Source organism: Aquabacterium sp. (assembly GCF_030652515.1).
Classification (GTDB): domain Bacteria; phylum Pseudomonadota; class Gammaproteobacteria; order Burkholderiales; family Burkholderiaceae_C; genus Aquabacterium.
This window is the reverse complement of sequence record NZ_JAUSAR010000188.1, coordinates 204,355-223,451: the sequence shown is the minus strand read 5'-3', so window position 1 is coordinate 223,451 and position 19,097 is coordinate 204,355. Positions and strand designations below refer to the sequence as shown.

17 protein-coding genes and 1 pseudogene are annotated in these 19,097 nt (G+C 58.2%); 6 read left to right on the top strand and 12 right to left on the bottom strand.

The features are described 5' to 3' along the window. The 5 genes from cmk to lapB all read left to right on the top strand — a co-directional run. Window positions 1-1,478, top strand: a 1,478-nt coding sequence (gene cmk / locus Q7V20_RS21855) for a (d)CMP kinase (protein ID WP_304795892.1), incomplete at its 5' end; no start/stop codon positions are given. Window positions 1,479-1,642: 164 nt separating this feature from the next. Further along, on the top strand, window positions 1,643-3,358 hold the full coding sequence (rpsA, locus tag Q7V20_RS21850) for a 30S ribosomal protein S1 (RefSeq protein ID WP_230181727.1): 1,716 nt from the start codon (window positions 1,643-1,645) through the stop codon (window positions 3,356-3,358). 152 nt (window positions 3,359-3,510) lie between these two features. Beyond that, on the top strand, window positions 3,511-3,858 hold the full coding sequence (locus Q7V20_RS21845) for an integration host factor subunit beta (protein ID WP_304795890.1): 348 nt from the start codon (window positions 3,511-3,513) through the stop codon (window positions 3,856-3,858). A gap of 8 nt (window positions 3,859-3,866) precedes the next feature. Then, entirely contained in the window at window positions 3,867-4,229 is a 363-nt protein-coding gene (locus tag Q7V20_RS21840; RefSeq protein WP_300546821.1) for a lipopolysaccharide assembly LapA domain-containing protein, read from the top strand. Between the two features lie 24 nt (window positions 4,230-4,253). After that, window positions 4,254-5,411, top strand: coding sequence for a lipopolysaccharide assembly protein LapB (gene lapB, locus Q7V20_RS21835; RefSeq protein WP_304795887.1), 1,158 nt, complete (start codon window positions 4,254-4,256; stop codon window positions 5,409-5,411). On the opposite strand, the gene Q7V20_RS21830 is transcribed toward lapB, so the two are convergent. From Q7V20_RS21830 to Q7V20_RS21800, 7 genes and pseudogenes are all read right to left on the bottom strand, one after another. Continuing rightward, window positions 5,405-5,854, bottom strand: a complete 450-nt coding sequence (locus Q7V20_RS21830; protein WP_304795885.1) for a copper chaperone PCu(A)C — start codon at window positions 5,852-5,854, stop codon at window positions 5,405-5,407. The genes lapB and Q7V20_RS21830 overlap by 7 nt on opposite strands. A gap of 26 nt (window positions 5,855-5,880) precedes the next feature. Beyond that, window positions 5,881-6,765, bottom strand: a complete 885-nt coding sequence (locus Q7V20_RS21825; RefSeq protein ID WP_304795883.1) for an SDR family oxidoreductase — start codon at window positions 6,763-6,765, stop codon at window positions 5,881-5,883. A gap of 62 nt (window positions 6,766-6,827) precedes the next feature. Continuing rightward, window positions 6,828-7,487 (bottom strand): annotated as a pseudogene (locus tag Q7V20_RS21820) (ATP-binding protein); the annotation flags it as partial. Between the two features lie 130 nt (window positions 7,488-7,617). Then, entirely contained in the window at window positions 7,618-7,950 is a 333-nt protein-coding gene (locus Q7V20_RS21815; protein ID WP_304795881.1) for a hypothetical protein, read from the bottom strand. Window positions 7,951-7,962: 12 nt separating this feature from the next. Continuing rightward, a complete protein-coding gene (locus Q7V20_RS21810) occupies window positions 7,963-8,535 on the bottom strand; it encodes a hypothetical protein (protein ID WP_304795879.1) in 573 nt (190 codons plus the stop codon). A gap of 130 nt (window positions 8,536-8,665) precedes the next feature. Next, complete coding sequence (locus Q7V20_RS21805; protein WP_304795877.1) at window positions 8,666-9,889, bottom strand: hypothetical protein; 1,224 nt, start codon at window positions 9,887-9,889, stop codon at window positions 8,666-8,668. Window positions 9,890-9,935: 46 nt separating this feature from the next. Continuing rightward, complete coding sequence (locus tag Q7V20_RS21800; RefSeq protein WP_304795875.1) at window positions 9,936-10,745, bottom strand: N-acetylmuramoyl-L-alanine amidase; 810 nt, start codon at window positions 10,743-10,745, stop codon at window positions 9,936-9,938. A gap of 452 nt (window positions 10,746-11,197) precedes the next feature. On the opposite strand from Q7V20_RS21800, the gene Q7V20_RS21795 reads away from it, so the two are divergent. After that, the gene (locus tag Q7V20_RS21795; protein WP_304795873.1) at window positions 11,198-11,935 is read left to right on the top strand and encodes a glycoside hydrolase family 19 protein; all 738 of its coding nucleotides are present in this window, start codon (window positions 11,198-11,200) and stop codon (window positions 11,933-11,935) included. 673 nt (window positions 11,936-12,608) lie between these two features. Here Q7V20_RS21795 and Q7V20_RS21790 read toward each other — a convergent pair. From Q7V20_RS21790 to Q7V20_RS21770, 5 genes are all read right to left on the bottom strand, one after another. Next, complete coding sequence (locus Q7V20_RS21790) at window positions 12,609-13,250, bottom strand: hypothetical protein (protein ID WP_304795872.1); 642 nt, start codon at window positions 13,248-13,250, stop codon at window positions 12,609-12,611. Window positions 13,251-13,253: 3 nt separating this feature from the next. After that, window positions 13,254-13,931 carry an AHH domain-containing protein gene (locus tag Q7V20_RS21785; protein ID WP_304795870.1) on the bottom strand — a complete coding sequence of 226 codons (678 nt, stop codon included), beginning with the start codon at window positions 13,929-13,931 and terminating at the stop codon, window positions 13,254-13,256. Window positions 13,932-13,942: 11 nt separating this feature from the next. Next, entirely contained in the window at window positions 13,943-15,172 is a 1,230-nt protein-coding gene (locus Q7V20_RS21780) for a hypothetical protein (protein WP_304795868.1), read from the bottom strand. Continuing rightward, window positions 15,173-18,136, bottom strand: a complete 2,964-nt coding sequence (locus Q7V20_RS21775; RefSeq protein ID WP_304795866.1) for a type VI secretion system Vgr family protein — start codon at window positions 18,134-18,136, stop codon at window positions 15,173-15,175. A gap of 270 nt (window positions 18,137-18,406) precedes the next feature. Continuing rightward, on the bottom strand, window positions 18,407-18,715 hold the full coding sequence (locus tag Q7V20_RS21770) for a hypothetical protein (RefSeq protein WP_304795864.1): 309 nt from the start codon (window positions 18,713-18,715) through the stop codon (window positions 18,407-18,409). Window positions 18,716-19,097: the final 382 nt, after the last annotated feature.

The following is a 19,097-nucleotide window of genomic DNA, read 5'->3' as shown; positions in this document are numbered from 1 at the left end:
TGACCATCGAGGTCGAGGGCGAGCTCATCTCCAAGCCCTACATCGAGATCACGCTCAACCTGCTGGCGCGCTTTGGCATCCAGGTGCAACGCCAGGGCTGGGAACGCTTCGTCATCCCGCAGCGCAGCCGCTACCAATCGCCCGGCGAGATCCACGTCGAGGCCGATGCCTCATCGGCGTCTTATTTCATCGCGGCGGGCGCACTGGCTGCCACCGACCAGCCGCTGCGCATCGAAGGCGTGGGCGCAGACTCCATCCAGGGTGACATCCGCTTCGTCGAGGCCGCGCAGGCCATGGGCGCCCAGATCACCAGCGGCCCCAACTGGCTGGAAGTGAGCCGGGGCGCCTGGCCCCTCAAGGCGATCGACCTGGATTGCAACCACATCCCCGACGCGGCCATGACCCTGGCCGTGATGGCCCTGTATGCCCACGGCACGACCCGCCTGCGCAACATCGCCAGCTGGCGCGTGAAAGAAACCGACCGCATCGCCGCGATGGCCACCGAGTTGCGCAAGCTGGGTGCCACCGTGGTCGAGGGCGAAGACTTCATCGAGGTGACGCCCCCCCTCACCTGGCAGCACGCCAGCATCCACACCTACGACGACCACCGCATGGCGATGTGCTTCTCGCTGGCGGCGCTCAACCCGCTGGCGCCTACCGCCACGCCCGGCCGGCCCATTTCCGTTCGGATCGAAGACCCGCGCTGTGTGGGCAAAACCTTCCCGGATTATTTCGAAACGCTGTTCCAGGTGGCCGACACCCATCCCGCCCTGATCCCCGTGATCACGGTCGATGGCCCCTCCGCCTCGGGCAAGGGCACGCTGGCCAGCAACCTGGCCACCCGCCTGGGCTACCAGTTCCTGGATTCGGGATCGCTCTACCGTGTGACCGGGCTGATGGTCGTTGAAAAGGGCATCGACCCCGACGACCAGGAGGCCGTGACCCAAATCGCGCGCCAGATCGGCACCCACATTCCGCTGCACTTCGAACAGCACAATGTGTGGCTGAATGGCAAGGAAGTGAGCGAGGACTTGCGCCAGGAGGCCGCCGGGCAAATGGCTTCGCGCATTTCCGCCATTCCAGGCGTGCGCCAGGCGCTGGTCGATCTGCAGCACAGTTTCAGGGGCCTGCCCGGTCTGGTGGCCGATGGCCGCGACATGGGCACGGTGATCTTCCCGGATGCCGCGCTCAAGGTCTTTTTGACCGCAAGCGTTAAAGAACGGGCCGAGCGCCGATATAACCAATTGATTTCAAAGGGGTTTTCTGCTAACCTTGATGAGATCTGCGCGGACCTGGAGTCGCGCGACCTGCGGGATCGCACCCGCGCCGTGTCGCCCCTCGTCCCTGCACCAGATGCCCGAAAACTCGACAACTCCGCACTGACCAGCGACCAATCGGCCGAAACAGTGTTGGGATGGTGGGTCGACGGGTGGCCTCACGTCAAAGCCAGTGTTGTCAATGACGTGAAGCCGATTTAAGGCTGTGACACTCAGCCTTCACCGCCCGGTGAAGGTTTGGTTTTCGCCAGGGTTTGCCTTTGTACTGTGCAAGCCAGGGTGTCATGTTCTCAACCCAACCGTGCTTCGTCGTTCCTGTCGATGAAGCCGCACCGCTGGCCCCAAGCCGGCACAGGAAATCCTCAATGTCTCAAGCACAAACCGCCGCCTATTCGGGCGCAGATTCTTTCGCCGCCATGTTCGAGGAGTCCCTGAAGGGCTCCAACATGCGCACGGGCGAAGTCATCACTGCTGAAGTGGTGCGCATCGAACACAGCTTCGTCGTGGTCAACGCAGGCCTGAAGTCAGAAGCCTACGTGCCAATCGAAGAGTTCAAGAACGACCAAGGCGAGCTCGAAGTCCAAGTGGGCGACTTCGTCTCGGTGGCCGTGGACGCCGTCGAAAACGGCTATGGCGACACCATCCTGTCGCGCGACAAGGCCAAGCGCCTGGCCTCGTGGATGTCGCTGGAAACCGCACTGGACTCCGGCGAATTCGTCATCGGCACTGTGAATGGCAAGGTCAAGGGCGGCCTGACCGTTCTGGTCAATGGCATCCGCGCCTTCCTGCCCGGCTCGCTGCTGGACACCCGCCCCGTCAAGGACATGAGTCCTTACGAAGGCAAGACCATGGAATTCAAGGTCATCAAGCTGGACCGCAAGCGCAACAACGTCGTGCTGTCACGCCGTGCTGTGGTTGAAGCTTCGATGGGCGAAGAACGCGCCAAGCTGATGGAGACGCTGCGCGAAGGCGCCATCATCAATGGCGTGGTCAAGAACATCACCGAATACGGTGCCTTCGTTGATCTGGGCGGCATCGATGGCCTGCTGCACATCACCGACATGGCCTGGCGCCGTGTCCGTCACCCTTCCGAGGTCGTGACGGTTGGTCAGGAACTGACCGCCAAGGTTTTGAAGTTCGATGCCGAGAAGAACCGCGTCTCGCTGGGTCTGAAGCAAATGGGCGACGATCCTTGGGTCGGCGTTTCGCGTCGCTACCCCGCCTCGACCCGCCTGTTCGGCAAGGTCACCAACATCGCTGACTACGGCGCATTCGTCGAGATCGAACCCGGCATCGAAGGCCTGGTGCACGTCTCCGAAATGGACTGGACCAACAAGAACGTGGCCCCCAACAAGATCGTCAACATGGGCGACGAAGTGGAAGTCATGGTCCTGGAAATCGACGAAGACAAGCGTCGCATCTCCCTGGGCATGAAGCAGTGCAAGCCTAATCCTTGGGACGACTTCGCCGTCAACTTCAAGCGCGGCGACAAGGTCAAGGGCCCCGTCAAGTCGATCACCGACTTCGGCGTGTTCGTTGGTCTGGCCGCAGGCATCGATGGCCTGGTTCACCTGTCCGACCTGTCTTGGGACGAGCCCGGCGAAGCCGCCGTGCGCAACTACAAGAAGGGCCAGGAAGTCGAAGCCATCGTGTTGGCCATCGACGTCGAGCGCGAGCGCATCTCCCTGGGCATCAAGCAGATGGATTCCGATCCGTTCACGAACTACACCTCGGTCAATGACCGTGGCATGACCGTGACCGGCAAGGTCAAGACCGTCGACGCCAAGGGTGCCGAGATCGAACTGACCGAAGGCGTCACCGGCTACCTGCGTGCTTCCGAAATCGCCCGCGAGCGTGTGGAAGATGCCCGCAACGTGCTGAAGGAAGGCGACGAAGTCACCGCCGTCATCATCAACGTGGATCGCAAGACCCGTTCCTTGCAACTGTCGGTCAAGGCCAAGGACAGCGCCGAGCAGCAAGAAGCTCTGCAACGTCTGAACGTCGCCGATGCCAAGGAAGGCTCCGGCACCACCAGCCTGGGCGCTTTGCTCAAGGCCAAGTTGGACCAGAACAACGGTTGATCCCGTTTCTCTGAGACCATCCATCCCCACCGAGTTTCTTTTCGAGTTTTTCTCAAGAAGGCCCCGGTGGGGGTTGTGATGAGCACACCCTGTTGTCTTTCCCGACCCGCGTGTTTTCATCACAGCCCCCGATCTTTTGACGTGACACCCTCATGACCCGTTCCGATCTAGTGGCCCGCTTGGCCGAGCGTTTTGGCCAGCTGACTCAGCGTGATGCCGAGTTCGCCGTCAAGACCATCCTTGACGCGATGTCCGAGGCGCTGGCCCATGGTCACCGCATCGAGATCCGGGGCTTTGGCAGCTTCTCGATCAACCGCCGTCCGCCCCGCATGGGCCGCAATCCGCGCTCGGGCGAGCAGGTGCTGATCCCTGAAAAACTGGTGCCCCACTTCAAGCCTGGCAAGGCCCTGCGAGAAGCGGTGGACGCCCGGGGCGAAGCACCAGTCGCAGACATCACCCCATCGGCCGTCGAGGCCGAGGCCCTCATCCGGAAAGCCTGAGGCAACCCATGCGCTTATTGACCTGGTTGTTGCGTGGCCTGGTGTTCTTCGTCTTGTTTGCCTTTGCCCTGAACAACATGCACCTCGTCGAGTTGCAATGGTTCTGGGGCTACCGCTCGCAGGCCCCGATGGTCTTCATCGTCCTGGCGGTGTTTGGCCTGGGGTGTGCCGTGGGTGTGCTCGCCATGGTGCCCAGTTGGTGGCGGCATCGCCGCGATGCCCGCCAACGCCTGCACCTGTTGCCGGAAAAAACCGTGGTCCAGGCCCCGGTCGCCACCCACGCCAACAGCCGATCGGGTGGCCACTCCACCATGCCCGCCGAGTTGCCGCACCCGCCCGACATGCCCGCCCCGCGCAAGCCCGGCAAGTGATCACTCAACGCCGCACGCATCCCCATGGAATTTGACCTGCAATGGCTGCTGCTGGCCCTGCCTGGCTTTTTTTTGCTGGGCTGGGTGGCCTCGCGCCTGGACCTGCGCCAGCTCAAGCGCGAAGACAGCGCCTCGCCGCAAGCCTATTTCAAAGGCCTGAACCTCTTGCTCAACGAGCAGCAGGACAAAGCCATTGACGCTTTCATCGAAGCCGTTCAGCAAGATCCGAACACGTCTGACCTGCACTTTGCACTGGGCAATCTGTTCCGCCGCCGTGGTGAGTACGAGCGGGCCATCCGCGTTCACGAACACCTGCTGGCGCGCGGTGATTTGCGACGCGATGACCGTGAACGCGCCCAGCACGCCCTGGCCCAGGACTTCCTGAAGGCCGGCTTGTTCGACCGCGCCGAGACGGCCTTCAAGGCACTGGAAGGCACGGCCTTCAGCACCGACTCCCGACTGGCCTTGCTCACCTTGCACGAGCGCTCACGCAACTGGCACCCGGCCATCGAGGTAGCCCGCCAACTGGAAGCCGCCGGCACCGGCTCATTCGCTCAACGCATGGCCCACCACTGGTGTGAAGTGGCGCATGAAGCCGATGCCCGGGGACGCCATGATGAAGCCGAACAGGCCCTGGTCCGCGCCCGCGAAGCCGCGCCTCAAGCCGCGCGCCCGCTGGTCATGCAAGGGCACCGCCTGGTGCGCCAGGGGCAGCATGCCGCCGCCTTGAAGGTGTGGGACGAGTTGATGGCGCTGCAACCGCAGGCGTTCTCACTGGTGGCACAAGACTACGCCACCAGCGCGCAAGCCAGCGATGGCGTGGCCGAGGCGCTGGCCAGGCTGGAGGCCTTGTACAAGCAAGCGCCCTCGGTGGATCTGCTGTCGGCGCTCAATCGCCTGCAAGACGAGCCGAGCCTGCGGCGCCAACGCCTCATCACCCACCTGAGCAACCAGCCCTCGCTATCGGCCGCGCAAGGGGTGATCCGCGAAAGCCTCAGCACCGGCGTGCCATTGACCGTGCCTGAAATAGAACGCCTGCAGGATGCCTTGGCCACGGCCGCCAAGCCCTTGCAGCGCTACCGTTGTGCCGCTTGCGGCTTTGAAAGCCAGCATTACTTCTGGCAGTGCCCCGGCTGCCATGGCTGGGACACTTATCCGCCTCGCCGCCTGGAAGATCAGTGAGGCTGGCTGGCGGTCGCGGCGGCTGGCGCGGTGGCCAGCACCGGCACCCGGATGGTCTGTTTGATGATCTGGCCCTTGCCGTCGCGCAGCTTCAAGGTCAACACAAGGTGATCTCCCACAGACAGGGGCCGCGTGAGCCCCATCAGCATCAGGTGATGCCCCCCCGGCTGCAACGCCACGGGCTGCCCGGCAGGCAGGGGCAAAGCGTCGATGGCGCGCATGCGCATCACATCACCTTGCATGCTCATCTCATGCAGTTCAGCCGACGCTGAGACCGGCGATCGAAAACCCACCAGGGTGAGCGGCACGCGGCTGGTCAGCGTCATGAACCCCCCCGTGCCGCTTTGCCCCTTGACCGCTTGCCGAACCCAGGCATCGTTGACCTGCACCAGCGGCTCTTGCCCCACGCTGACCGAACACACCGCTGCCAACAGCAGTGCCACGAAAGATTGCTTGCTTGTCACCATGATCAACCGGCTTTCATTTGAGGGGCCACCATGGCCGGTTGGCCAAAATGGGTGATCCCGAACACCTGTTCACTGTACTGCCAAAGCTGGCGGCTCAAGGCGGGATCACGGTTGGCAGGACTGCCCCGGCGCACCTTGCGGGCCGACCAGTACTCGCCCGTGGCGCTCAGGCCCTCGTGCGAGGCCAGGTGAATCTGGGTCTTGGCACCTTTGGCCTCTGACACCAGGAAGGGATCGACCAGCGCCGTGACCCAGCCCGGCGTGTCACGCCAGAAGTCGCTCTTGATGCCGCCCGGGTGGAAGCCGTTGACCTTGATCGACGTGCCTTGCAGTCGCTTGGCCAGTTCACGCACAAACAGCATGTTGGCCAGCTTGGAACGGCCATAGGCCTTGAAGGGCGCCCACTGCAAAGCCTGGCTGCGAGACGGCTTGTTCATGGTGCCAAGGTCCATCCGCCCACCCATCCAATGGGCCACCGAGCTGCTCACCACGATGCGCCCATCGCGGGAGGCGCGCACATTGGGCAGCAGATGGTGGGTCAGCAAAAAATGCCCCAGGTGCGTGGTGGCGAACATCAGCTCGATGCCTGCGTGATTGGTGGTCAATTGGCGCGTGTACAAGCCGGCGTTCAACACCAGCGCGTCGATCACCGGCAGGCGGCGAGACACCTCGTTGGCAAAGGCCTGGATTCCATTGAAATCCGACAGGTCGACCGCCAACCAGTCGATCTCGGCGCGGGGGTTGGCGGCGCGGATCGACTCCACAAGCGCACGGCTTTTGGCCGCATCGCGCGCTGCGATCAAGACCCGCCAGCCCAAGCCCACCAGCGCACGCGCCGTTTCCTTGCCAATGCCGCTGTTGCCACCTGTGATCAACGCAGTTTTCATGTGTGTGTCCTTGGAGCCAATCCATCAAGCGCCACATGATCCTCCAAAACCAGGGCCATGGATCACGGCGCCTGCACCACACGCCGGTACTGGATGGCTTCAGCCACGTGGGCCAGCCCGATGGCGTCGGATTCGGCCAGGTCGGCGATCGTGCGGGCCAGCCGCAGGACGCGGTGAAACCCCCGCCCCGACCACCCCAGGCGCGCGCTGGCGCTTTGCAGAAAGGCCATGGCGGCCGGATCGGGCATGGCCAGGCTGTCAAGCCCGGCACCATCCAGCACGGCATTGAGGCAGCCTTGCCGGTCCAGCTGGCGCTGCCGTGCCTGGGCCACTCGTTCGGCCACCAGCGCCGACGCTTCGCCATCAGGGGCTTGGGCCAGGATGTCGGGCGACACGGCTGGCACCTCCACCTGCACGTCGACCCGATCCAGCAAAGGGCCGCTGAGCTTGCCCTGGTAGCGCGTGACCTGGTCTGGCGTGCAGCGGCAGGCCTTGAGCGGATTGCCCAAGTGCCCGCAGGGGCAAGGATTCATGGCGGCCACCAACTGGAAGCGTGCCGGGAAATCATGGCGCCGGGCCGCGCGTGAGATGGTGATGTGGCCAGTTTCCAGCGGCTCACGCAACGCCTCCAGAGCGGCGCGGGGAAACTCGGGCAACTCGTCGAGGAAAAGCACGCCGTGATGGGACAAGGAGATCTCGCCCGGCTTGGGTGGTGAGCCGCCCTGAAAGAAGTCAAGCTAATTTATAAAACATCACGATAATTTATAAATCAACCGTTTCAAGTCTGTCAGTCGACTCACCGCACCCTGCAGGCCACCGAGCCAAGACCTATGCGGGGCGCAGTGATCGGCCCTAAAGGAGAACGAAGCCAAGTGCCGTGTTAATGACATCCTTAACGGCCCCCAATGCCGCATTGATTGCTCCCTCCACCAATAGAAGGGACATCCCTTTAAGCGCAAGCATTACTGCTCTAGCCGTGTTCTTTTGCATCTCAAAAAGAACGCTTGCTTCGGCAGCACCAATTTGTCCACTTATTTTCAACGTCTCAATTTGCACAAGTGTCCTTGCCAGTTTTTCAAATTCAGGCCCTGCATAGTCCTGAATCACTGGCCATTTCTGGTCAAAAACGCCCTTAGCTGCAGCGATCATTCCAGGAAGTATTTGCTGAACGTCTATATTAGCCATTTTCTCACCCCTTTACTTTGACTGATTTTCGCCGCGCTTCTTAGCCAACTCAAGCGCCATAACTGCGCCAATATGTTGATTGAACAACGATTGAATGGGCGCCACAACAAATCGATTTATAGCAATGTCGCCTCTATCCGGCACATTTTCTGTAGCCCCATTGTCAACCCTGCAGTCCAAGGACAAGTCTATGCCATTAGTTCTTACTTTTTCTTTTTGACTATCTGTTAGCGGGGTCGTTATGCATTGTTTATGCAGAAGAACTAAGTAAGCCAAATTCTCTTTCGCCAAATCGATCTGTTCTATCGTTATTTTGTTTTTGTAAATACCACTGGCGCGGATGCTCATTGCATTAAGATCAGCAAGTAGCTCCTGGTAAAGCTTTTGTTGAGATTTGTATTTCAAATCGTCGCCCTTAGCCGCCTGAAGAGAAATGAAATACGTATCGAACTTCTTTTGCACTTGTTGAGCTTGACCATCAATGGTCTCATCGTAATTTGAGACAAGTTGTATTGTCGTGCATCCGCTCGTAACGAGCGTGAGCGTCAAAATCCCCATCAAAAGATAATTGGTTTTATGCCGCATATTCTGTACCTCCGTTTAGTGATGATGAATGCACACAAGATATATTTTCTTGTATAAGATGCTCGCGAAAAATCCTAATCTGGCAATTTCCTATTGGAAAGTTGGGGGCCATTCAGCCGACAACTTCTTCTCACCCACAACAGCCTGCGCTATCGCAATCCTTTTCGTTTAGCTGGCCAACTGATTTATTCGTAGCTTCTGGCAGCAAGGCCATGCGAAGCGCTTTGAGGCGCCCGCATGCTGGGCATGTCAACATTGAACTTGCGTGACTAAGGAGGATTGACTTTGGAACGCCAATCTTCTCTGAAATGGCATCTAGCGATTGTTCATTCGAAATTGCTGCACCATAGCTGAAAATGTCCCTAATCCCGACAGCCCTGAGCTTATAGAACGTATCTCCCTCAAATCGGATGGCAAGCTGCGCCTGTGAGATCCAGTCAAGGATGAGTTCCAATGTATAAGCGGTTCGAATCCAAAGAATGATCGGATTCTCACTCGCCATTTTTTGACAATTCTCAATATCTAGCTCATTCATCCGATCAATCTTGTCTGGAACCATCCCTTGCAACATCAATAGCGTAAGATTCAACGGCAAGTCTTGCTTCTGCGGCCAACGCTGAGATGGAATCTGAGTTTTGATCAGGTCACCGATCCTTAGAAGAGTTTCTTGAATCCATAGCGCAGGGTTCCAGCCGATAAGAAATCCAAAGATTGCCAGTCCTACAGGAAACTCGGCGTCTTTGCCCCCTTCGGAGTAAACAAATCCTCGAAGAAGCGGAATGCCCTCAATAATGTGACGAGCCAGCGCTGCGACGAGGCAAGCAGTCAAGATCCGGATCGAGAGAAAATAATATGTCGACGGATTCATGTCATTATTATCAATACGATTGACAACCTGACCGATGACCCAGAGATACGCACCCAAGAAAGCCATAGAGCCTATGAAAGCCGTACCTGCCTGGTATCTATGTAAATTTTCGATTGCACCTGCAGGATCGATGGCATAGGCTCCGCCTAAGACAAAACTTGGCACCGGATCCACACCCTTTTCTCCGTAAAATACGGCTCCAAAGTACGTCCCGATTGAACATGCCGTCACCACGAATATCAGCAACCAAACTGGAAGAGCATGTGGACCTGATGTGAAAACGTTTTCGCACTCTCGGCGCTTGAAATAACGTTCAGCTGACAGAAATATTTCTGTACTTTTTACTCTGGGTGCCATCTCATCGAGAAGCCTGCGGTACTGCTTAGTTGCCCGTTGTTGGAAAAGAGTCGAGGCGACCAAAACGCCAACTAGCATTAGCACGCTTACAACAGACTGAACGTGCACCACATTAACTGCCGTCTGCATAGCCTCTCCCTTCTGGAATAAATTCCAAGGTCCCGAGGGACAGTAATCACCCCAGTGGATCGACAAATGCGGAGTGAACGAAGCCATCCGCGCCTTCGCCTGGATCTATCTGCACTTGAACCCAGTCAGCCATGCGAGACAGTACCTTTACCGATGTTCCAAAAGGCAAGATAGTTATCGTGCTGAAATCAGTTCCTGGTCCAGACCTAAGCCGAAGGCCTTTTCTAGCGATAACCTTGTGATCACCGCGCCATTCATCAGGCGATTCAACAGGGTCCGCTGCATCGCCGTGGTCATGATCGTGCCCAGCCTGAAGATCGATAGCTTCGATCTCTTCGAGTCCATTGTGAGCAATAACCACAGATTGGACGAACGACTCCCATCCTCCGGGCTTGTCTCGCAAAACGCGCGGGCAATGTTTGCCCGACCAATGATGGTGCTGAACGATGCCAGCCGGCAGGGGGATGTTGGATCGCTTTGCCAAAAGCGCAATGAGCAGTGCCGCTTTGTTATATGCGTCGGAAACGTTCATCTCCGGATGCATACATATTTCGACACCAATGCTGCTACCGTTACCTTGCGAAGATGCCGCGTGCCACGCCACTTCATTTGTTGGAACGCTTTGAAAAGCTGCTTTGTCATCGACGGTGAAATGCCACGAAACTTTTCGAGCGCGAGCGTCAGCGCCCTTTTGATACTTCGCGTGGGCAGCCGCATTAGCATTGCTGCTGGCATTGTCAGTGTTGTGAACCGTGATAAACCTAGGAACTAATTTTTGCCCCGGCCGGTTCGAGCTGCCCGGAGCAATGAAGTCTTGAATCAAGTTCAAGCTCGCATACGCCTCATCAATCTTCATCGCCCACTCCCTGTACGCGTTCTGATGGAAAAGCCCCGCTTGGCGATTTGCATTCGCGAGTTCCCAAATATTCAGTTTTCTTCGAAGAAGCTGCAACCCCTAGTTCGTGGAACGTCGAAGGTCTTTGTGAACGACAGGCACCCTCAAAGCGACGCTGGGAGCCTCGAAGAGCATGGTCCACTGGCTCATGGCAGTCAGCCATACTTCGTAACACCAAGCCTGGCGACGCGACCAACTGGAGTCGTCCCACTGGGATCGGTCAACCTGCTCGAAATCGGCAACGCGCACACGTCATCTCCAGGCGCTGCCTATCGTTGCCAGGATTGACGACGGTGCCACGATGGCTTAGCTTCACGCAAATCAGCAACCATGCTGCCCCGGGAGGAAAGGTGAACATGACTCGCATAGCAGCAAAGGCGATTGCACGCCATGGCCTAGTCAAGAGACTACCGATGGCTGCGCTACTTGCCTGCGCGATTCCCGGCACCTCATTCTGTGCACCGTTCAAAGCGGATCGCGCCTGGTTCTTCGACAAGTGCGCCGTCCTGCAAAACTATGAGATAAATGATGAAGGCACGGCAGCAGTAACTAAAGGCAAGACATTGCTTTCGGAGCCAATGAAGGCGGGCCTCAATCATCTCCTCGATAGCTGGGAAAAGTTCGGAGATGCCGACGCAAATCGCCTCGCCTTCGTGTTGGGAACGGTCAGGCGGGAATCGATGGGCACCTTTGAGCCAGTGCGCGAAGCGCCGCGCTGTGGCTCTGATGAGGGGTGCCGCGAGCGGGCCATCGGAAAGCTGCTCGCCGACAGGGCGGCCAAGTCCGGAAAGTCGGCGCGAGCCAACTACGCGCTGCCTGACGTCAATGGGCAGCGCTTCTACGGGCGCGGCTTCGTACAGATCACTCTCCGCGAGAACTACCAAAAGACGGGCGCGAAGCTTGGCCTCGATCTGGTGTCGGCTCCTGACAAGGTGCTCGATCCAGACATAGCTGGTCAGATTCTGATACGCGGCATGTTGGAGGGCTGGTACGGCAGTAAGAAGCCTCTGTCCGCGTACATCGATGGTGACAAGGTCGATAGGATCAACGCCCGGAACAACGTCAACCCGCATTCGCCCAACAAGCCCATCACTGCTGCCTATGCGAAAGAGTTCGGCGCGTGCCTTCGGCCGCTCGCTGGATCACCTTAAGCGCAGTAGGGGCCGAACAGAGAGACGGTTGCGCACCTTGGCAGCATCAAGCTGCCACCAAGCCACCCAAGCACCTCCGAGGGAGATCAAGACGGCCTCGGCCGACAGGTACAACTCAAGGTACTTGTTAGCATCACTGCTCATTCCGATCTACATTGCAATTTCTTAGCTGCTGGCTTGGCATGCCATAAGTGGCAGTCCCGGCCAGTGCGCTGTGAAATCGACTGCCGGCGATTCAATCCTGGCTACACGATGGGTCCACGACACGGTGATCTCCCCGGGCAAATCTACCCAATGGATTGGCTTTTGCCTCGGGCCAGAATGCCAGGCGCGCAAGTCATGTTCAATCTCCAGCCACCGACTTTCTATCAGCTGAGTCACAAGGTTGAGCTCTTGGATGACTTGGGCGGAAGAGGGTAGATCGGACAGCCACGTACCTTCGGCCCAGTTCACCCTCAAGGTGAGACCCGGCATCCAATCCCCTATCTTGACAAGCCCGCCTCCGAAGTAGCGGGATGTCAAGCAGGCTAAATGAAACGATTGCTGCAGTGCAAACTCCCCACGCATGTCCAACGTCTGGCGTGATCCATGAATCAGCTCAACGTGTGAGCCAAGCGTCGCGTCGATAGACATAGTGGCTGTGAGTGGTTGCTCGAATGACGATGAGGTTGACTCAATACTTGTCGGGATAGTCGGTGATGGACAAGACCTGAGCACCATTGCCAGCTGAGCGAAAGACCGCAGCAACAGATTGGTGGGCAACGACAAAGCCTTCCTGAGCCCCACCCATCTGAAAAATGGTTCTTTCCGTGAGAGGGACCTTTTTGAGCACGTCTTCGTCAAGGCTGAAACGATAGATCTGGTAGAGCTCAAAGCCGCCGAGCCTGATAGGTTCGATTCCCTGCTCATAGTCAGAGGCCTGCCTGTCCCAGCAATCCAATCTGTCAAGGAAAGTCATGTACCAGTAGTCTTCGTGCCACTTTCCCCAGTCATCTATGTACATGGCTGGTTGCAGCGCGAGGTTTGGTAAATCGAACTTCAACAGCTTGTCTCTAATCTCTCCTGAAACCACAGGATGGTTGCCTGCGAACAGCACAGAAGGCGGGGTCCTGACAAAGGAGTACCCATACTTCTTCCCCATCTCTTTCAATCCATTGATGAACACCAAAGGCTTGCTACCAACCGGTAGAACCTCGTACTGGAAAGGCAACTTGGCCGTGCTCTCATCGGGCGTCAAGAATGGCAATACGTCGACAGTCTTCTCGTCATCGCGCGGTTGAAGAACAAAGAAATACTGGTTATCAAAGTCATTCATGGTTCACTTTCCAGGCGCGGCGCCGTACAACCCAATCGATGCATAACTGATCTTCTCTTTGCGTTGGCCGGGGCCTTGGCGCTCCAGATGATTCCTGCCCGTCGGACACTTCGTCGACTCACGATGGTCCTTCACCGCGTCCGCTCCCGAGCATCCGACGTGGTTGCCTATCGAGAAGTGATCCGCGATCTTCGTCAGGCGCGCGAGGTTGGGCGTTCTACAAATCATTCCGAGCACGGATTTGCTCAGCACATCCATCTTGTGTTTGACCTGCGATCGGGCGGGATCATCGGATCCTGTGCAGGCCTTGTCCACGGGCAGCTTCAGCATCTCAACTTTCTTGGCCACCATCAGATGGTAGCTGCGCGGGTGGTCATCATCGTCATAGTCCGACTCCTCGCGGTCACTGATTGCGGTGTGGTTTCCACGGTGCGGCTGAACACCCAGGTGACACGCTCCCTGCAGTGTGCAAGGGAGAAACGCCAAGTTTTCTTTCAAGTTGATGTCGTAGCCAAAATCCTCAAGCTTGCTCGCAAGTCCAGAAAGCTTCACGCCATCCGCAGAGAGAATGTGATGCGCCTGCATCTTCACTCCCTTGTGCTTTGGATGCTTGCCGTCTGCCTTGATCAAGCCGTTCATCAATTTCAAGTACTGACTGTCTTTGGAGGTATTTCCGAGCATGCCCATCCTTTTCAGCGGTAAACCACCACACCGCGAGGTCCGCGTGGCGTGCGATGTTTTGTGCTGCCACAACGACGGCATCTGATATCGCGTTTGGCCAAGGTCCGCTGTGCTTGCAGCTTTTGCTGTGTTCTTCCTTTGAATCGAAGGCCCCTCAGTCGGGCGACCGCCAGTTTCTCGCCCATCTCCTGCAGGCGTCTGGCCGCGTCGGTCATCGTTTCAATCATCCTGACGAATGCGTCAAAGGCCTGTTTGGCCTTTTCGATTTTCTTGGCGGCGTTGGCCACCTTGGTGCTACTCATTGCCAATCTGGCCAGCAAGGCGGTGACGCGGGCGGCCGCAGCAGCGCCGGCTGACAGCAAAGCCGTGATGATCAAGGTCACCACCTCGATCAGCAGGTACATCGCTCCTTTGCCTGAGATGTAGGCGAAAAAATTGGGAGGCACTGCTTCCATCATCAGACCCAGGTAAGCCATGTAGGTGACGGCGCTGTCGTGGTCAGCGATGATCTCCAGAACCACATAGAAGTTCGGATCCTGCTTGATCGACTTTGCCAAGGCTGGATCGATGTCGCCCAGCACCGTGTCGACAAAGCCTTGAACGCCCTTGACGTTGCCCGCCGCAATGAAACTGGGCAAGTCCATGATGGCCTGGCGGTGCTTGTAGAACTTGCGGGCCTTCTCGACCATCTCTTGTCCTGCGTCAACCGCGTTGGAGATGTTCTCGCCGTAGCGGTCCATTTCGGCCTGAGCCTGTTTGCTCAGGTCGTCAATCTGAGCGTTCCACCAGCCCCAGCTTCTGAGGGTGGTGTCAGAGTTGGCAACCAATCCCTGAACTTTGCTGGCAGTGCTGTTGGCCCGGTTGACGATGTCTTTGGCGGTGCTGGTGGCGTAGTCTTGGCCAGCATCGATGGCCGAACCGGCCATGGACTTCACCTTGCCGCCAAAGTTGATCCAAGTCTCCTTCTTGAACATGTCCTTGAAGTCATCGCCCCAAGCCGCCGCGCCATCGCCTGCACCATGCTGGAGGCTCTGCGCGATGGACATCATGGGCCCAGCATCCCACTCCCTTTGGAATGGCGCCATGTACTCCACCAGGTTCTCATAGGCGCCATGCAGTTGAACGACCAACCCCTTGCGGTCGTCGTCGATTTCCTTCTCGGTGATCTCTGGATAGGAGGTGACGGTGACGTCGCCAGATTTCGGGACGTTGACCTTCCAATCGTGGTTTGGCTCAGCCATTCAATTCCCTGGTATTTTTCTCACGCTCACAGAATCAATGGCTGTCTTGCCATTGACTGCGATCTTCATGTTTTCAAGTGGCCACTGCGTGCTCCAGGCATCGTCGTAGAGCCCTTCAATGGCGACCCATGAGGTCTCGCTGTTCGGCATGACCGGCATGGTGTAGTTCATGGTGCCGCCACCCACCATGCTCTTCTGACTCGCCTGAACCAGGATCTTTCCGGGACATTCAACCGATATGGAGCCTCCATCAATGGTGATGCTCGCTCCGCCTGACACTGCCAGAACAATGCGTTTGGCCGCAGCGATGGTGACCACGCCGTTGGCCGTTTTCAGCTCAAGCACATCCTTGGCCGCTACTTGAGCGGGACCGGTCTGGGCCTGCAGATCGATTGGTCCTTGCGCGGCGATCACGGTCAAACCCTTGCCGGCTGCTTCAGAGCCGGGCTGGATGGCGCCAGCCAGCAGACCGATGGCTTGACCGGTGTGAATGCGCATCTGGCCACCGACTGCCCAATCGGTGTCCTGCCCGCTGGCGATGCTGGTCGTGTCCTGACTGCTCAGATGCAGGTCTTGTCCGGCGGTGAGGCCTACCCCTGCTTTCCCAACTATGACAATGTTGGGGTCAGCCATGTGCGGAAGTTGGCCCTGGCCTGCCTGGACAGATTTGTTCGCGGCATCTTTCAAGGCCGTGGGCAAGCTGTTCTGGCTGACCATGCCGCTAAGGCTTTTGGTCAGTGCTGCAGCGGGCGACAGCGACTTGTCGAGCGTGCTTTGGTTGGCTTGGAGGCTGCCGGCAGCGCAGGCGAGCCCCACGGTCTGGTGCGTGATGGCAGCCTGGTGAAAGGTCGCAGCCAACTGCTGCACCTGCTTGGCCAACGCCATGCCCGCAGCATTGTCACCAGCTGGATCTGAGCTCATTTCCAGGCCATTGTTCAGGCCAAAGGTGCTGAGCATCACGCCTCGTGCAGCACGGACACCGCCCCAGGCATCGGTCCGCAACTCGAAGCCCTGGCCTCTGAAGCTTCCCCGGTAGTTGTCTGCCTGATGCAGCAGGTGGCCCATTTGGAGCCATGTCTGACTCTGGCTGGTGTGCAGCAGCAGCCTTTGCTGATCCGGCGTGTCGTCGAACACCTTCTGGTTGTAGCCCTGCCCACCGAACTCCTTGCTCTTGATGCCGCTGAGCGCTGTCGCGTTGTTCTGGGCAGCCTGGCCTTCTCTGGCCACGCCAGGCGCAGCTCCGTGCCACGCAGGGCTGTTGCCACCAGCGCCAGCGCCTACCAAATTCATCTGCCCGCTGGGGGTGTGGTCGGTTGACTCGGCGAAGGCGTCCGTAACGCGCTTGGATGCCTGGCCGCCAGGGGTTCGAGGCACGCCACCTTCTCCCCGACCGTTGTACAGACTGCCCATCACGCAGGGACGGTCAATGTCGTTGTTCAGGAAGCCAACCAATACTTCCTGGCCGATGCGCGGAATGAACTGGTGCCCCATCCCAGGACCCGTGAATCGTTGCACGACCCGAATCCAGCAGCTGTGATCTGTGCTGGCCCGCTGTGGCGCATAAGGGTTGGCTTGCCAATGAAACCTGACCTTGATGCGCCCAAGCTTGTCCGTGTAGAGCTCATCGGCGCCATTGGCGGCGGTGCTACCGTCAGGGCCCACCACGATGGCGGTCTGAGGCCCGAGTGCCGTTGGCCGCGGCCGGGGCCGAAGACCGGTCTCGTCAAGCAGCACGGCTCGCCAAGGGATGCTGCGCCGCAAGGCCTGGAACTGGCACGCAAATCCAGTCAGCGCTGCCAGCTCGTGAAGGCCTTCCTCGTCAACTGAAAACTGATCCGCCATGGGCAGGCGAAGCTCAGGCAGGCGCGCTTGCCCCAATGACACTGCAATCGCAACGCTCAGATCCTTCGGAAGGTTGTTGATCCCGATGGCATGCACGGCGTGGCAGAAGAATTCCTTGTCATCGGCTTCCATCCCGAATGAGGCGAGCGGATCCAGCGTGGATTGAGTGACAGCCATCCATGTCCCGGCACGCAAGGTCCGAACAGTGGCTCGGCCCAGCCAAATCTTGTAGCGAGCCTCGTGGGCTTCTTGTAATCGCGTGGCGGCAAACTGTGCCTCCGCCTGACCGCCAAAGATGAAGTCGCCCGTAGGGTCGTAACTGGTCAGCCAGGTTTGAAGACTGGATGCCGTATTGCCTCCCCATACATGGTGTGTTGGCACATCTGCCACGATGGCCGCGTTGGCCTTGTAATCCCAGCCCTGAACTACCATGCCGGTTGACCCGATACGGCGCACTGATCCCATGGCCTGGATGCTGTCCTGCTCCTCCTGACTGCTGCTGCGATGAAAGCGGATGCCTTGTCCGCCGAGACTGCTTTGGCTTGTGACGTCCTCCGGCTGCTGGCCGCTGTTGACGAAGAACACAACAGTGTGGCCACCAGGTGCGGTTTCGTCTTCATCCACACGCCAGCAAATGCCTTCTTCAGCCAGAAGGCGCGCGACGAAGTCCAGATCCGACTCCCGGTACTGCACGCAATAGCTTCGCTTGCCGCCATTCCTTGCATACAGACCTTGGGCAACGTAGGATGGAACGTCGTCGTCCCACTTCCACGCCGCGATACTTTGATGGTCGGCGAATACGTCCTCAACGATCTCGATGATGGATCGGTCCTGCCAAAGGCGGCTGGATAAGGTGTGGCTGAGCAATGCCAGCCATGGTTGAATCATCAGCCCCTTGCGGGCAAAGCCGCCGTCCGCGTCCAGCGAGTCTGCACTGGTGACATATCCGCTGCGACGAGCACGGCTGCCATCGGCCAGGGTGGTGTGGAGCGTGATGGGCCGTGCGTAGAGCTGCTTAAGTTCCACGTGAGCATTGACGACCAATGCATTGACGTATAGCTGAAACGGTTCAGAGACGGCCTCTTCTAAAACGAAGCTCTCGACCATCAGGTCGGCAGGCAAGGCGCAGCCGCTGCCGGGCGCAGACAAGGTGTAGAGGCGCTTTTCAGTCGTCCATTGCTTGACGATAGAGGCCAGCGCCTCCGTCAATACCGAAAGATTCAGTCCCATCCGGACTCCCTGATTTTTGGCTTTTCTTATCTTTGAAAGAAGGCGAGATTTTCAACGCGAAAGTTGCATGTCGCTCAGATCGAAGGCTCGGCAGTGCAACCGCTTGTAACCCTGCTCTAGTGCGCCGATGCGCCAGCTGGCCGTTTCGAAAATTGGAGGCTTTCAGATCTCTACCGTGCCGAGAACCACTCCAGGAGTGATACGAAGATAGAAGGCGCCCTTGGAAAACAAGTTGCCCTCTACGCGGCCGCGCAGTTCGAGAATGCCTTCATTGATGACGTCTTGCTTGACGACTCCGTGAACGATAGCGATTCCACCCTTGTGCACATGAAGCGAGCCGCAACAGGTCCCGCGGAGATGCAGCGTGCCATCGGCCGTAACCGTCATTGACCCACTGGCCTCTCCTTCGAAAACAAGGGGCCTGTCGACAACTGCACTTCCGTCAATCAAGCCTTCATCTTCCAGTCGCAAAATCTTCTCCGGGATAGCTCAGTGAGATGTACCCACTATATTTCCGGATCACGAAATGACGATTCCCACCTATAGGGGTGTCAAAGCCTGAGAACAAGCGGATCATGGCCAACATCAACCCGGGGTGGCATGGCGCTTTCGCCCCTGAGCGGCTGGCTAGTCGAACGGCGTCGCTGGAATGCCCGGAAGCGGGCATTCCACTGACCAAAGGCGGTTGGAAGAGAAGTTAATACATCTCGGGTCGAAGTGCCCCGAATTTCCAGCGCAAGAACCTTCCCAGACCACGATGTCCGGGAAGAGCCTCTTAGCGCTGACTCCCTATTCTTCCGCTAAAAAACGGAGGATGTCGGGTCGCCCTTTCGGTTGTGGCTGATGACGTATC

Bases quoted from the DNA above. Each gene is read 5' to 3' on its own strand.
- Q7V20_RS21805 (WP_304795877.1), bottom strand. From the start codon at position 9,889: ATGCAGACGGCAGTTAATGTGGTGCACGTTCAGTCTGTTGTAAGCGTG.
- Q7V20_RS21790 (WP_304795872.1), bottom strand. From the start codon at position 13,250: ATGAATGACTTTGATAACCAGTATTTCTTTGTTCTTCAACCGCGCGAT.
- Q7V20_RS21845 (WP_304795890.1), top strand. From the start codon at position 3,511: ATGACCCGTTCCGATCTAGTGGCCCGCTTGGCCGAGCGTTTTGGCCAG.
- Q7V20_RS21840 (WP_300546821.1), top strand. From the start codon at position 3,867: ATGCGCTTATTGACCTGGTTGTTGCGTGGCCTGGTGTTCTTCGTCTTG.
- Q7V20_RS21815 (WP_304795881.1), bottom strand. From the start codon at position 7,950: ATGGCTAATATAGACGTTCAGCAAATACTTCCTGGAATGATCGCTGCA.
- Q7V20_RS21795 (WP_304795873.1), top strand. From the start codon at position 11,198: ATGGCTGCGCTACTTGCCTGCGCGATTCCCGGCACCTCATTCTGTGCA.
- Q7V20_RS21780 (WP_304795868.1), bottom strand. From the start codon at position 15,172: ATGGCTGAGCCAAACCACGATTGGAAGGTCAACGTCCCGAAATCTGGC.
- Q7V20_RS21810 (WP_304795879.1), bottom strand. From the start codon at position 8,535: ATGCGGCATAAAACCAATTATCTTTTGATGGGGATTTTGACGCTCACG.
- Q7V20_RS21825 (WP_304795883.1), bottom strand. From the start codon at position 6,765: ATGAAAACTGCGTTGATCACAGGTGGCAACAGCGGCATTGGCAAGGAA.
- lapB (WP_304795887.1), top strand. From the start codon at position 4,254: ATGGAATTTGACCTGCAATGGCTGCTGCTGGCCCTGCCTGGCTTTTTT.
- Q7V20_RS21785 (WP_304795870.1), bottom strand. From the start codon at position 13,931: ATGCTCGGAAATACCTCCAAAGACAGTCAGTACTTGAAATTGATGAAC.
- Q7V20_RS21800 (WP_304795875.1), bottom strand. From the start codon at position 10,745: ATGAAGATTGATGAGGCGTATGCGAGCTTGAACTTGATTCAAGACTTC.
- rpsA (WP_230181727.1), top strand. From the start codon at position 1,643: ATGTCTCAAGCACAAACCGCCGCCTATTCGGGCGCAGATTCTTTCGCC.